Source organism: Rickettsiales bacterium, from assembly GCA_029252805.1.
Lineage (GTDB): Bacteria > Pseudomonadota > Alphaproteobacteria > Rickettsiales > JALZUV01 > JALZUV01.
Window position 1 is genome coordinate 1 of sequence record JAQXAR010000010.1, and the last position, 10787, is coordinate 10787.

Consider the following 10787-nt stretch of genomic DNA (forward strand, 5'->3'; position numbering starts at 1 on the left):
GATAACATCATATTGGTTTGCCTCGACTCCGATGATGAATAGATCGGTACCCGCATCGCCCCTCATATAATCGCGACCAAGGCCTCCGATAATCGTATCGTCGCCATTGCCCCCGTAGATGATGTCATTGCCTGCGCCACCATCGAGAACATCATTATTATTATCGCCATAAAGACGATCATCACCAGCGCCTCCATTAATGGTGTCATTCTGATTGCCGCCATAAAGACTATCATTGCCGGAATCGCCATTTAAGGTGTCATTATCATCACCGCCCCGCAAGGTGTCATTCTCGTTACCACCATTCAGTGTATCTTCACCATCGCCCCCCAGAATACTATCGTTACCACTCGAAGCGTTTACGAGGTCATCACCCGCAAGAGCATCAATGACATCCGCCACACCTGTGCCAGTCAGCACATCATCAAAGACAGTCGGTCCACCATTAGGGTCCGCCCCTGCATTCATACCAATAAAGTGATCCACCGTGAAATCATCACGGTTTAGATTATAAAACCGTAACTGCTGGCCATTCCCCAGCTCCACATAAACATGCGCGCCCACTTGCGTCACATGACTATCGAAATACAGGTCACTAAATGCAGTTAAGTCGACCTTATCTGTCGTCGTAGCGGGAGCAAATGAATTGATAACATCATATTGGTTTGCCTCGACTCCGATGATGAATAGATCGGTACCCGCATCGCCCCTCATATAATCGCGACCAAGGCCTCCGATAATCGTATCGTCGCCGCTTCCACCATAGATAACATCATTGCCTACACCCGTTGAAATATAATCACTTCCGCCTTGCCCTGAGATACGGTCATTACCTTCATGGCCGTATATTACGTTTGCGGCGTTACCTGCGCTATAAGTTCCTAAAACTTGATCAACATACGTTCCCGTTGCAACGGTAGTTCCACCATCGGTCAGCGTAATATCATCGAGTGTATTAGTGTAGAGCAGGGTTTCGGCCCCTGCGATCAGCGTGATACTGCCGGTTTCACCGCCTACGGCTGTCCATGTGTAGGTAACGTCGCTTGCAAAACCATTGACGATTTTCCACACATATTCATCGCCGGCAACGCCATCGACATTTCTCTTTCCAAGCTCTGTAACCGTAATAGACATAAATAAGTAGGTTCTTCCGAGTCATGATTGCTGTTTCAGTATGCATTACAAGGTGTTAATAAATCCTTTAAACAAGCTCGTAAGGTATGGGTGCTTGATAGGGAATATAACTGTCATTGGGTTAGCGCTAAGCAAACACTTTAAAAACCCTATCCTTAAAACTTCAACAGAACCGCAAGACGTCCCCATTACCAATACTAAACATATTGGAATGCGCCTTATTATTGGGTTGGAGAAACTAGGGTTCATTGTTGGGTTTTTAGCGCCCATTCTTCTTATTGCAGCAGTGCTCGGCGTAGCTGCACTCATTGGCTATATCAACTTCACGTATTTTTCTGGTTAAACCCTAAACGCAGAACGCTTCCCCTAACGGATTAATCAACCACGTTCGAGAAGGCGCTATAATACGTGTCGTATTCAGAATTAATGCATGTAGGTGCATACTTTTCTGTTAGAGCCGTCATTAGCGTACAAAACGACATCTTCTTTGCGCTCCCAGCGGTCTCTTGCGATGTTGTTAGGCATTTCAAATGAGTATAAAAAAGTGCTATCGCAATTGTTAGATCGACCGCTAGAGAAAAATCCGCACTTGTGCCCACTCTTTTTCACATCGTTTTGGCACGCTTTTAAGTCAGTCCACACCTGATATGGGCTGGCATTGTGCATAAAGACGAGATCGCCCTCGGCCAAAGCCGGTGCGCTCATTGTTGAAAAGGCTGCGATCGCGGCACTAAAGGTTATTAGTTTTTTGATATTCATTTCTTTTGCTTCCTCAATGTTAATTATTTAAGCTGCTATTGCAGCAGACTACCTCATTGTGTGAAGTCTACCAGAAGAATTTTATGCATAGTTGATATTTTCAGTACCCCCCCCCCTTACGGCAGTACAATGTACCTTCATTGACCCGGATACGGGCAATAAGGCGCCTATTCCTTCGCCCAAGCTCTCTATGGGTATTGGGTTGGCACGAAAGACCGAATGGGTGCTCTATCCCCTCCGAGCCAAAACGCATCGTAGCCATCTCCGAGAGCGTTGGAGGTTACGCCTATCAAGCGACCGATGAGGAAGCCTCTATGCCATCAATGTGGTGGCCACTTGCGGAAGATGCTCAAAAGCATCTATCGAGAAGGCTATCGCTATAGCAAAGGGTCTATTCTGTCTAGTTATGCCGCTACAGCCTATTACAGCTTCATGCTATTGATGGGAGGCAAGGTGAGCGAGCGGCTTGTTTTGGTGGCGGGTTCGACTCCTAATTAGACTAAGAAGCTATTGGCTTGACCATTGGGGGTATATTCCATTGCGGTTTCATATTTTTTCATGTCCGCAAGAATAGCAGCAGTCTCATAAGTGTTGTCGGGGTAAGTATGCTGATAGAGCTGCCAAAATAATTTGAGGTTTGGATGTTCCGACTCATCGAAGTGCTGCTTGAACTTCTCAAAGTCATAGAGTTTCAGCCGTTCGATGCCCTTCCCCAAGTTATTATCTGACAATGTACCGATAATATGTCCATTCCCACTTGATTTCATTTTCTCACGAAACTCCACCCTTGTTACCGCCTCATACTGGTCATGGTAGAAATTTAGCGATGTGGTCCTTTATGAGGGCCTTCTTATTCGCCGATTGAGATAGCTTATCATAGATATTAACCTGTCTTTGGGCTGTGCGTGCGCCATAGTAGTAGGTTTCTCCAGTATGGCGCTTCTTGCATAGGAAAGTGGCTTTACGGGCATTCGTGGTGACGCGATGGGCTAGGCGGTTGATTCCAACATTCAGTATATCAATGGCGATGTCGATTCGGTTGATGACTGCATTCATAGTGAAGTTAGCGAAGGCCTCATGGTCTGACGTGAAGAAGTGGTAGAAAATCTGCTGCGCCATTTCTGTGCGCTCCTCTGCGGATAGTCGTGCAGGATTATACTCAATGCGGATGCTCTCAGGCTTGCTATGGATGTTTACGTGATGTTTGCCGATTTTCATTCTTAGGGAATGTTTGTAGTTGCTGATTTTTCTACCCTTCGAGAATATAGCATATTCAGGTTCTGCCACCGTATCCTCGTAAACGTGGGGTATGATATCGCTGATTAGCTTATGCTGGGTGTTATCCTGATATTCCCATTGGAGTACTCAAAGAGAAGCAATGCGGACTTACCGTCGTAAAGTTGCTGCATTAGAAGAGAGTCAAGTTTGGGCAACATTCCGAATTGCACAACGACAAGATAGCCGAACTTATCGATTACACCCTCGCTTTCATCATCTCGTGCAGCGTATGGACTTGGCAACTAATGACGAAAGCCTTTCAGTGCCACGTCCGGCTGATTTATCAGATGATTAACTCAAAAATCATCACTTCTGGACGCTTTAACCGAACCGACTCCCTCTCTATGCTTTGGAGTACCCTCTAGGCTCCGTCCCCCTAATCTATCATCTTGATGCCTTTGGGGCGCTTGATGGCTTCTGGCAGGTCATCGGCGGGGAGTACGCGCTGGTAGGAGCCGCTAGTCTGCACCATCACCCGTGAGCCTTTGGGGATGAGATAATCCCCTTGGTTCATATTCTGCACAATGGTCATGGTTTTGCCTTTCTCGGTAGTGACGACATATTCAACACCGACTTTATTCGCCGCTGCTTGCTCTGCCGCTGCACCTGCTACGGCTCCAACCAGTAAGCCTGCACCTGCCGCCCATATCTGCCCTGAGCCGCCACCAACATAAGAACCTGCGCCTGCACCAACTGCACCACCGATGGCAGCCCCTGCGCCCGTATTCTTGCCTGTAATGCCCACATTGCGGGAAGTAATTACGGTACCAAATACCACAATGGTACTGCGCCCTACCTCATCATATTTATATTGGCTCATGCCTTGTGGGGTGGCACAGCCTGCAAGGAGGAGTAAGCTGGTGCAGAGCGGTAAAATCATTTGTCGTTTTTTCATGGTATCATTCCTTATGGATTAGTTGAGAGTGCTGAGGGTGCGGATAAAATGGGTGATATTTTCGGAAATGGCTTTACCTGTCACTAGCCTTGCCCGCATGTGTCCATCAAAGACATCCCCCATAGACAGAGTTGCGGGGATGGAGACGGTTTCGGCATAAACCTCTTTGCCATTAGATTGCTGTGTAAGGCGGTAATGGATGCTGGCAATGGCTGACATCTCCCAACCTAATATATCCTGCTCAATGCGCTCTAAACGGGCAGTAAGCAGATAGCGGGCAGAGTCTTTACCACGATTGTAAAAGCCGGAATTGGTAATGCCGTTTAAAATAGCCTCACGCAAAGCGGGCGGTGTGATAACGCCTGCGGCAAAACTTCCTTTGGCGCTATCCGCTATCGTCACTTCTCCTAGCGTGATGCGGTTATCATATTTTGGATTAGCGGGCAGTGTCTCCACCATCCCCGACTGCATCATCATATGCTGGCTCGTCATCGGCGGTATCATATTGCAGCCACCTAGCGCTAATGCGGTAGTGGCTATTATCATTTTGGTAATCGGGTTCACGGTTTAGCTCTCCTCTTGTGGTTCAACAAAAAACTGCCAGCCCTTGCGGACGGACAGTCTGGGAGTTTACAAAATCCAACTTCAGAAGAAGATTCCCGCTGGTCTTTAGGGAAACCCTTGGACATACACCAGCGGCTCCCAGACACTCTAAAAGAGGAATCCGGGAGTATTATGACGGATACTAACCGTCTGAAGTTGAGAGGTTGTAAAGCCCCGCGCAGTTTCATATTAACTACGCAAGGCAGAGGATACACAGTTGAGAAGATTAGGCAAGTAGAGAGCTTTTCGAGTTAAACCATCATGGGTGGTTTCAACGCTTTATTGTTTCATGGGCAAAACCGTTCCCGTATGCCTTGCTATTGAAAAAGCGGTCACGATATCGTTTTTACCAATTATCATCTCTATTACGTTTCCAACGCACAATGATTTTAACATATTATAGATTAATGGGTTAGGAGGCTTTAGCTCGCTATTAAATTTGGAAATCGGTCACATTATCGTTGGTTGGAGCCGCCTGCTTTGGTATAATAAACGCAGGAGATTTACGATGATAGAATGCCGTTATTGCGGAGATGAAAATCTTATTAAGGCTGGGTTTATAGGAAATACTCAGCGCTACCACTGCAAAGGGTGTAAGCGTCATTATCAGTTCGCAAATGATGAATATCTCTATGACGGGTCGGTAAAAGAGGCCGTTGCTGAGATGCGATTAAAGGGAGATAGCTATAAGAAAATCAAGCAATTCTCCGGCGCAAGTGAATCCTCTGTAAGGCGGTGGATGAAAGAATACCTAAAAAAACATAAGCGCGATTTAGAAGGCAGGCTAATGAAGCTGAAAGCAACCCCTATCCCTTGCGAAGAGGTCAGAGCCTATGCGGAGCATTATGCCATAAGCGAATATAATTGCTTCATGGTGGTGCAAAACAAAGAAACCGGTGAAGTTGAAGAGCTAACCACCGTTATATTTCCAGAAGGCCGTCAATCAGTGAGGTATAATCGCGGGAAGTGGTTGCCCCCTCAGCAATGGGATTTTAACTGAGCTATTTCTGGCCGCTTTCAGAATGTTTAGCGCGAGCGAACGATACTGGCTGATTGCCGCTAAGAGTCATCATCACTGTCTTTTTATATTGGAGTACACCCTAAAATTTGGTACCATTTAAGAGCTGGCGCTTAACAAAAAGAAGGAAAAAATAATGAGTGATCGTTTATTTGAAAAATATGATGCCTATCGCCTACAATGGTCGAATCGAAACCCCTTAAATCCGCATGAAGGCCACTTCGGACTTACTAAGGGCTATGACATACCAAAAGTCGTGAAAGACGAAATGGAGCGTAGAAAGAAAGAGCGGCTGCAATTTGAAGAAGAGGCCAGAATCATCCTCAATTATGATTGCGATCAACTTGATAAGTAGCGAAACACAGTTCTATCCGTAATCCCAAGTGCCTTGGCAATTTCCGGCGGCTTTAAGCCCTGTGCCTGTAATTCCTTTGCCCGTTTGGGTTTTGCCTTAGTCGTGCCCTTCTTCCGGCCTTTGTAAATACCTTTAGCTTTGGCAACTTCGATACCTGCAGCTTGACGTTCGCGGGTTTGTTCTCGTTCAATTTCTGCTATTGCAAATAAGACGCTGGCCACCATTCGCCCGACGGTGCCGGAAAGGTCAATTTGCTGGGTGACGGATACCACCCTTACTCCGGCATCCACCCATTTCGTGATGGTGTTGATTCCATCGACCAACGAGCGGGCAATACGGTCTAATTTGTAGATGATGATGGTTTTAACTTCTCCGGCAAAGATAGCTTCCGCCAGTTCATTGAAACCAGATCGGCTGAGATGGGCTCCGCTTTCTCTATCCACAAACCAACGTACCTCATCTGGATCGAACCCATGCGCTTTTATCCATTTTGTGATTTCAGCCTTCTGACTATCCGTCTTCTGGCCGTGGGTCGAAACCCGTATATATGCAGCTATGGTCATGTCAAAAAGACTATACCCATTTTGTCGGTATAATACGAGCCTCTTTTGATAGGGTTTCTGCGGGGCGGAGGGGCAATTCTACCGCGGTAGTCTTTTTGTCATCTGAGAAGTGACGAGTAATAGAATTACGGGCATACCGATAGGGCGACATTACCAATATGTAACTACCATCTTTCGTCTCGGCCAGTATTTTAAGTTCAGGAGATGTCGATGCTAACAGTTTATTACGATGGAAAATGCGGACTATGCAACAAGGAGATACGCTACTATCAGCGTATCGCGCCGGTTGGTGTTTTTCTATGGGTAGATGTTACGCAGAAGGCGGATGATTTTGTTGCAAAGGGCTATCTGTATCTGATGGCCTGAAAGCACTGCATGTAGAAGATACACATGGCAGGATGCATATCGGTGTGGATGGCTTTGTTCAGATATGGAGATACCTTCCTTATTGGTGGATATTAGCGAAGTTCGTATCTTTACCTGCTATAAAGCCGCTTGTAGGTTTTTGTTATCAGCATTTTGCTGAATGGCGCTTTTCTCGGTTAGAGCATTGCCAAATCAGCGCAGAGACAGATAGGGTAATATAATGAAATTTGATGCCAAAAATGTGTTGGGTGGCGCGCTTGAGTCTTGTTGTGCTGACCCTATGACAGGGTTCTTTCGTGATGGGTTTTGCCATACCAATAAGCATGATGCGGGAACGCATGTGATTTGCGCGTTGGTAACGCAAGAGTTTCTCGATTTTACTCGCAAACGAGGCAATAATTTAAGCTCTCCTATGCCCGAATATGGCTTTCCGGGGTTAGAGCCCGGCGATGGTTGGTGCTTATGCGCCTTGCGATGGCGTGAGGCGTATCTTGCTGGCGTGGCTCCGCCAGTAAAGCTCGAAGCAACCCACGAAAAAGCACTTGATTATGTATCGCTGGAGGCATTGAAGTCCCATGCGATACAGTAAACGGCTCGTTTTATGTTTGATTCTTCTGTTGGGCTTTACCGCATGCAGTCAGCAGGGGGTTGCTGAGCTCATGGAGAAGTATCTCTGGGAAAAGCGTGTTTTGCTGGTTTTCTCGGACTCTGCTGAAAATGAACATTACGCAAGCCAACAATTCTCTCTCACAGAGAGTGTTGCTGGCATGAAGGAACGTGACCTAGTGGTGTGGTCTTTTATTGTTAACCAAGAAGTATCCGTTGAAGGCAAGAGCAAGGCTCACCTTGGAACATCGCGGTTCTATGATTATTTCAACGTTCGTGAAAATGGCTTTACTATCATTTTGCTTGGTAAAGATGGTGAAGAAAAGCACCGTCAGAATACTGCTCTTTCAATGCCCGAGCTCTTTAGCATGATTGATGCGATGCCGATGCGGCAGCGTGAGATAAGGAAAGATCAGTAATATGTCAAATATAGGCGCTAATGTTATGCTCTTAGTGACTCTCAAATTGATTGAGACAGGAGTAACGCTATGAGTAAAATCGCTATTATTGGGGCGGGTTTCTCAGGCTTGGTGCTGGCAAAGGAGCTTTCCGCTTTTGCAGATGTTACTGTTTTTGAGAAAGCGCGCGGCGTAAGCGGGCGGATGTCGACACGCTATGCGGATACGTATCAGTTTGACCATGGTGCGCAGTTTTTTACGGCCAAGACAGCAGCCTTTCAGGAGTTTCTTCAACCCCTCATTTCGCAAGGGGTTGTGGCGCACTGGACCCCGCGGTTTGTAGAGATAGATCGTAATGTCATTACTGGTGAGCGTCAGTGGGATGAGAACTATCCGCATTATGTAGGAATGCCTAAGATGAACCAGATCGCTAAGCATCTTGCTGAAGGGCTCACTATCAATCTGCAAACTCCTGTCGCAACAATAGAGAAAAAGGCTGACGAGTGGTGCCTAAAAGATGATGCAGGGGGCGCACAAGGCTGCTTCGACTGGGTGATTTCGACGGCTCCACCCGTGCAGTCCACAGCATTACTGCCCGAAATATTCACGCATCATACAGCATTACAGAAAACCAGAATGTCCGGCTGCTTTTCGCTCATGTTAGGCTTTGCCGAACCGCTCCCCTTGTCGTGGGATGCAGCCTTGGTGATGCATGCTGATATCAGCTGGATATCTGTTAATAGCAGCAAACCGGGGCGACCAGCGGGTTACTCTTTACTCATCAATTCCACCAATGATTGGGCAGAGAAGCATTTGGATGATGATCGTGCAGAGGTGCAAGATTATCTATGTAGCGCAGTCTCGAAGGTGATTGGCCATGATGTGAGTCAGGCTGACCACATTGCCCTGCATGGGTGGCGTTATGCGAATATTGGCAAACAAGATGGAGAGCCATCATTGTTGGATGCAGAGAATCAACTGGCGGCTTGCGGAGACTGGTGCATTCAAGGCCGCGTGGAGGCCGGATTTACCAGCGCTATGCATTTAGCCGATAAACTGAAAGAACAGTTATGAGCAAGAAGCCGATAAGCTTGATGTGGTTCAGGCAAGATTTGCGATTATCGGATAATCCAGCGCTCATAGAAGCCGCCAAGCAAGGCACCGTGCTTCCTATTTATATTCTGGATGATGAAAATGCAGGGGATTATGCGATGGGTGCTGCCAGTCGCTGGTGGCTGCATTATTCGCTGCAATCATTGAACGAGTCTCTTGGTGGCACGCTATCACTCTATCGTGGTGATCCGTTGGAGATACTCGAAAAGATCGGGGAACATCACGATATACAGGGCGTTTATTGGAACCGCTGCTATGAGCCTTGGCGTATTGCGCGCGATAAGCATATCAAGCAAAAGCTTGCTGAAAAAGGAGTTGAGGTTCAGAGCTTTAATGGATCATTATTGTGGGAGCCTTGGGATATTAAAAAGAATGATGGAACACCCTATAAAGTGTTCACCCCATTTTATCGCAGAGGGTGCCTTAACGCGGCGGCACCACGCGAACCATTGCCCGCCCCTAAGACGCTTGAATATGTGAAAGATGAGGCAGTATCGTGCGATCTCACGTCACTCGATTTGCTGCCTAAGATTCGCTGGGATAAGCAGCTGGAGCCTCATTGGGAGGTTGGCGAAACTGGAGCTATCGACAGGCTATATACCTTCTTTGATGAAGGGTTGGATGACTATAAAGAAGGGCGCAACCTTCCCGCAAAGCCTTATGTGTCACGTTTGTCACCCTATCTGCATTTTGGTAATATTTCTTCCAATCAAATATGGCATGCGGCCATTGCTCGTGGTGAAGGTGTAAATATTGATCATTTTTGTACGGAACTCGGTTGGAGAGAGTTTTCATACTCTCAGCTGTATCATAACCCAAGCTTGCCTCGCAAAAACCTGCAATCTAAATTCGATGCTTTCCCTTGGCGCGAGGATGCGGAAGCCTTAAAAGCTTGGCAGCACGGTCAAACGGGCATTCCGATTGTTGATGCCGGAATGCGTGAACTTTGGCAAACGGGTTTGATGCATAATCGAGTGCGAATGATTGTCGGATCGTTTCTCGTGAAGAACTTGCTGCTACATTGGCATCATGGCGAGCGTTGGTTCTGGGATTGCTTAGTCGATGCTGACCTCGCCAGCAATAGTGCGGGTTGGCAATGGATCGCTGGTTGTGGGGCAGATGCCGCGCCCTATTTTCGTATTTTCAACCCCGTTACCCAAGGGCAAAAGTTTGACTCACAAGGCGAATATACACGCCATTTTGTGCCAGAGTTAAGAGAATTGTCTGATAAATATCTGTTCAATCCTTGGGAAGCACCCGACGCAGTATTGCAAGGTGCTGACGTTGTGCTTGGTGAAAATTACCCAAAACCCATCGTCGATTTAAAAGCTTCCCGCAATCGTGCATTAGAAGCATTCAAATCGTTAAAGCCGGCTGATGCGTAGCCCTTATTACACGGAGTTAATCTAACCGAAAGGCTCTCGTCACATCCATGCTGATAGCCTAATAGTTGAAATAGGAGATAATATGACAGTACCTTACATTATCATGGGCGCACATGGCGGCATTGGCTGGCGTTTGACCGAGATGCTGGCTGATGAAGGCCATAGCGTATTTGCCACCGCACGCGACGAAAAAACAAGGGGCTGACACCTAATAATATTCTTTGAGCAACTTTTTCAGGTCTGCCAGTAAGTCACTTGGTGTGCCCATATTAAACCTCCACTCACATTCTTTCAAGAACAGATTAAAATGCTCT

The 10787-nt window shown here is 46.9% G+C and carries 19 protein-coding genes; 11 read left to right on the forward strand and 8 right to left on the reverse strand.

What is annotated here, in order from left to right; all coding sequences use genetic code 11:
• The coding region (locus tag P8P30_01895) for a calcium-binding protein (GenBank protein ID MDG1286297.1) at positions 1-1134 on the reverse strand (1134 nt) is incomplete at its 3' end.
• Positions 1135-1345: 211 nt separating this feature from the next.
• Here P8P30_01895 and P8P30_01900 point away from each other — a divergent pair.
• On the forward strand, positions 1346-1477 hold the full coding sequence (locus P8P30_01900) for a hypothetical protein (GenBank protein MDG1286298.1): 132 nt from the start codon (positions 1346-1348) through the stop codon (positions 1475-1477).
• A gap of 80 nt (positions 1478-1557) precedes the next feature.
• Here the strand turns inward: P8P30_01900 and P8P30_01905 are convergent, their stop codons facing one another.
• A complete protein-coding gene (locus P8P30_01905) occupies positions 1558-1893 on the reverse strand; it encodes a hypothetical protein (protein ID MDG1286299.1) in 336 nt (111 codons plus the stop codon).
• Positions 1894-2193: 300 nt separating this feature from the next.
• On the opposite strand from P8P30_01905, the gene P8P30_01910 reads away from it, so the two are divergent.
• Positions 2194-2391 (forward strand): hypothetical protein, encoded by a 198-nt coding sequence (locus P8P30_01910; protein MDG1286300.1) that lies wholly within the window; start codon positions 2194-2196, stop codon positions 2389-2391.
• Here the strand turns inward: P8P30_01910 and P8P30_01915 are convergent.
• Together P8P30_01915 and P8P30_01920 are read right to left on the reverse strand one after the other, a co-directional pair.
• Positions 2388-2660 (reverse strand): hypothetical protein, encoded by a 273-nt coding sequence (locus tag P8P30_01915; GenBank protein ID MDG1286301.1) that lies wholly within the window; start codon positions 2658-2660, stop codon positions 2388-2390. The genes P8P30_01910 and P8P30_01915 overlap by 4 nt on opposite strands.
• A 40-nt stretch (positions 2661-2700) precedes the next feature.
• The gene (locus P8P30_01920; protein MDG1286302.1) at positions 2701-3111 is read right to left on the reverse strand and encodes a hypothetical protein; all 411 of its coding nucleotides are present in this window, start codon (positions 3109-3111) and stop codon (positions 2701-2703) included.
• A 160-nt stretch (positions 3112-3271) separates the two neighbouring features.
• Here P8P30_01920 and P8P30_01925 point away from each other — a divergent pair, with 160 nt between their 5' ends.
• Positions 3272-3466: a hypothetical protein gene (locus tag P8P30_01925; GenBank protein MDG1286303.1), complete on the forward strand. Its 195-nt coding sequence runs from the start codon at positions 3272-3274 to the stop codon at positions 3464-3466.
• A gap of 81 nt (positions 3467-3547) precedes the next feature.
• Here the strand turns inward: P8P30_01925 and P8P30_01930 are convergent, their stop codons facing one another.
• Both P8P30_01930 and P8P30_01935 read right to left on the reverse strand, forming a co-directional pair.
• Positions 3548-4066 carry a hypothetical protein gene (locus P8P30_01930; GenBank protein MDG1286304.1) on the reverse strand — a complete coding sequence of 173 codons (519 nt, stop codon included), beginning with the start codon at positions 4064-4066 and terminating at the stop codon, positions 3548-3550.
• Between the two features lie 18 nt (positions 4067-4084).
• Positions 4085-4630, reverse strand: a complete 546-nt coding sequence (locus P8P30_01935) for a hypothetical protein (GenBank protein ID MDG1286305.1) — start codon at positions 4628-4630, stop codon at positions 4085-4087.
• Between the two features lie 547 nt (positions 4631-5177).
• Here P8P30_01935 and P8P30_01940 point away from each other — a divergent pair.
• Complete coding sequence (locus P8P30_01940; GenBank protein MDG1286306.1) at positions 5178-5669, forward strand: hypothetical protein; 492 nt, start codon at positions 5178-5180, stop codon at positions 5667-5669.
• A gap of 154 nt (positions 5670-5823) precedes the next feature.
• Complete coding sequence (locus tag P8P30_01945; protein ID MDG1286307.1) at positions 5824-6042, forward strand: hypothetical protein; 219 nt, start codon at positions 5824-5826, stop codon at positions 6040-6042.
• Here P8P30_01945 and P8P30_01950 read toward each other — a convergent pair.
• Complete coding sequence (locus P8P30_01950) at positions 6027-6605, reverse strand: recombinase family protein (protein ID MDG1286308.1); 579 nt, start codon at positions 6603-6605, stop codon at positions 6027-6029. The two genes, P8P30_01945 and P8P30_01950, sit on opposite strands and share 16 nt — an antisense overlap.
• A 204-nt stretch (positions 6606-6809) precedes the next feature.
• Between P8P30_01950 and P8P30_01955 the strand changes: the two genes are divergently transcribed.
• The 6 genes from P8P30_01955 (at position 6810) to P8P30_01980 (ending at position 10678) form a co-directional block, all read left to right on the forward strand.
• Positions 6810-6971 (forward strand): DCC1-like thiol-disulfide oxidoreductase family protein, encoded by a 162-nt coding sequence (locus P8P30_01955; protein MDG1286309.1) that lies wholly within the window; start codon positions 6810-6812, stop codon positions 6969-6971.
• A 220-nt stretch (positions 6972-7191) separates the two neighbouring features.
• Positions 7192-7560: a DUF2237 domain-containing protein gene (locus tag P8P30_01960; GenBank protein ID MDG1286310.1), complete on the forward strand. Its 369-nt coding sequence runs from the start codon at positions 7192-7194 to the stop codon at positions 7558-7560.
• Positions 7547-7996: a DUF4174 domain-containing protein gene (locus P8P30_01965; GenBank protein MDG1286311.1), complete on the forward strand. Its 450-nt coding sequence runs from the start codon at positions 7547-7549 to the stop codon at positions 7994-7996. The genes P8P30_01960 and P8P30_01965 overlap by 14 nt, the downstream gene beginning before the upstream one ends.
• A 69-nt stretch (positions 7997-8065) precedes the next feature.
• Positions 8066-9049 (forward strand): FAD-dependent oxidoreductase, encoded by a 984-nt coding sequence (locus tag P8P30_01970; GenBank protein MDG1286312.1) that lies wholly within the window; start codon positions 8066-8068, stop codon positions 9047-9049.
• Positions 9046-10473, forward strand: a complete 1428-nt coding sequence (locus tag P8P30_01975) for a deoxyribodipyrimidine photo-lyase (GenBank protein ID MDG1286313.1) — start codon at positions 9046-9048, stop codon at positions 10471-10473. The genes P8P30_01970 and P8P30_01975 overlap by 4 nt, the downstream gene beginning before the upstream one ends.
• Before the next feature lie 82 nt (positions 10474-10555).
• The gene (locus P8P30_01980) at positions 10556-10678 is read left to right on the forward strand and encodes a hypothetical protein (protein MDG1286314.1); all 123 of its coding nucleotides are present in this window, start codon (positions 10556-10558) and stop codon (positions 10676-10678) included.
• Positions 10679-10681: 3 nt separating this feature from the next.
• Here the strand turns inward: P8P30_01980 and P8P30_01985 are convergent.
• Positions 10682-10787, reverse strand: a 106-nt coding sequence (locus P8P30_01985) for an IS1595 family transposase (GenBank protein MDG1286315.1), incomplete at its 5' end; no start/stop codon positions are given.

Excerpts from the sequence above, each read along its gene's own strand:
- P8P30_01900 (MDG1286298.1), top strand. The coding sequence starts at position 1,346 with ATGCGCCTTATTATTGGGTTGGAGAAACTAGGGTTCATTGTTGGGTTT.
- P8P30_01905 (MDG1286299.1), bottom strand. The coding sequence starts at position 1,893 with ATGAATATCAAAAAACTAATAACCTTTAGTGCCGCGATCGCAGCCTTT.
- P8P30_01910 (MDG1286300.1), top strand. The coding sequence starts at position 2,194 with ATGAGGAAGCCTCTATGCCATCAATGTGGTGGCCACTTGCGGAAGATG.
- P8P30_01915 (MDG1286301.1), bottom strand. The coding sequence starts at position 2,660 with ATGAAATCAAGTGGGAATGGACATATTATCGGTACATTGTCAGATAAT.
- P8P30_01920 (MDG1286302.1), bottom strand. The coding sequence starts at position 3,111 with ATGAAAATCGGCAAACATCACGTAAACATCCATAGCAAGCCTGAGAGC.
- P8P30_01925 (MDG1286303.1), top strand. The coding sequence starts at position 3,272 with ATGCGGACTTACCGTCGTAAAGTTGCTGCATTAGAAGAGAGTCAAGTT.
- P8P30_01930 (MDG1286304.1), bottom strand. The coding sequence starts at position 4,066 with ATGAAAAAACGACAAATGATTTTACCGCTCTGCACCAGCTTACTCCTC.
- P8P30_01940 (MDG1286306.1), top strand. The coding sequence starts at position 5,178 with ATGATAGAATGCCGTTATTGCGGAGATGAAAATCTTATTAAGGCTGGG.
- P8P30_01945 (MDG1286307.1), top strand. The coding sequence starts at position 5,824 with ATGAGTGATCGTTTATTTGAAAAATATGATGCCTATCGCCTACAATGG.
- P8P30_01950 (MDG1286308.1), bottom strand. The coding sequence starts at position 6,605 with ATGACCATAGCTGCATATATACGGGTTTCGACCCACGGCCAGAAGACG.
- P8P30_01955 (MDG1286309.1), top strand. The coding sequence starts at position 6,810 with ATGTCGATGCTAACAGTTTATTACGATGGAAAATGCGGACTATGCAAC.
- P8P30_01960 (MDG1286310.1), top strand. The coding sequence starts at position 7,192 with ATGAAATTTGATGCCAAAAATGTGTTGGGTGGCGCGCTTGAGTCTTGT.
- P8P30_01965 (MDG1286311.1), top strand. The coding sequence starts at position 7,547 with ATGCGATACAGTAAACGGCTCGTTTTATGTTTGATTCTTCTGTTGGGC.
- P8P30_01970 (MDG1286312.1), top strand. The coding sequence starts at position 8,066 with ATGAGTAAAATCGCTATTATTGGGGCGGGTTTCTCAGGCTTGGTGCTG.
- P8P30_01975 (MDG1286313.1), top strand. The coding sequence starts at position 9,046 with ATGAGCAAGAAGCCGATAAGCTTGATGTGGTTCAGGCAAGATTTGCGA.
- P8P30_01980 (MDG1286314.1), top strand. The coding sequence starts at position 10,556 with ATGACAGTACCTTACATTATCATGGGCGCACATGGCGGCATTGGCTGG.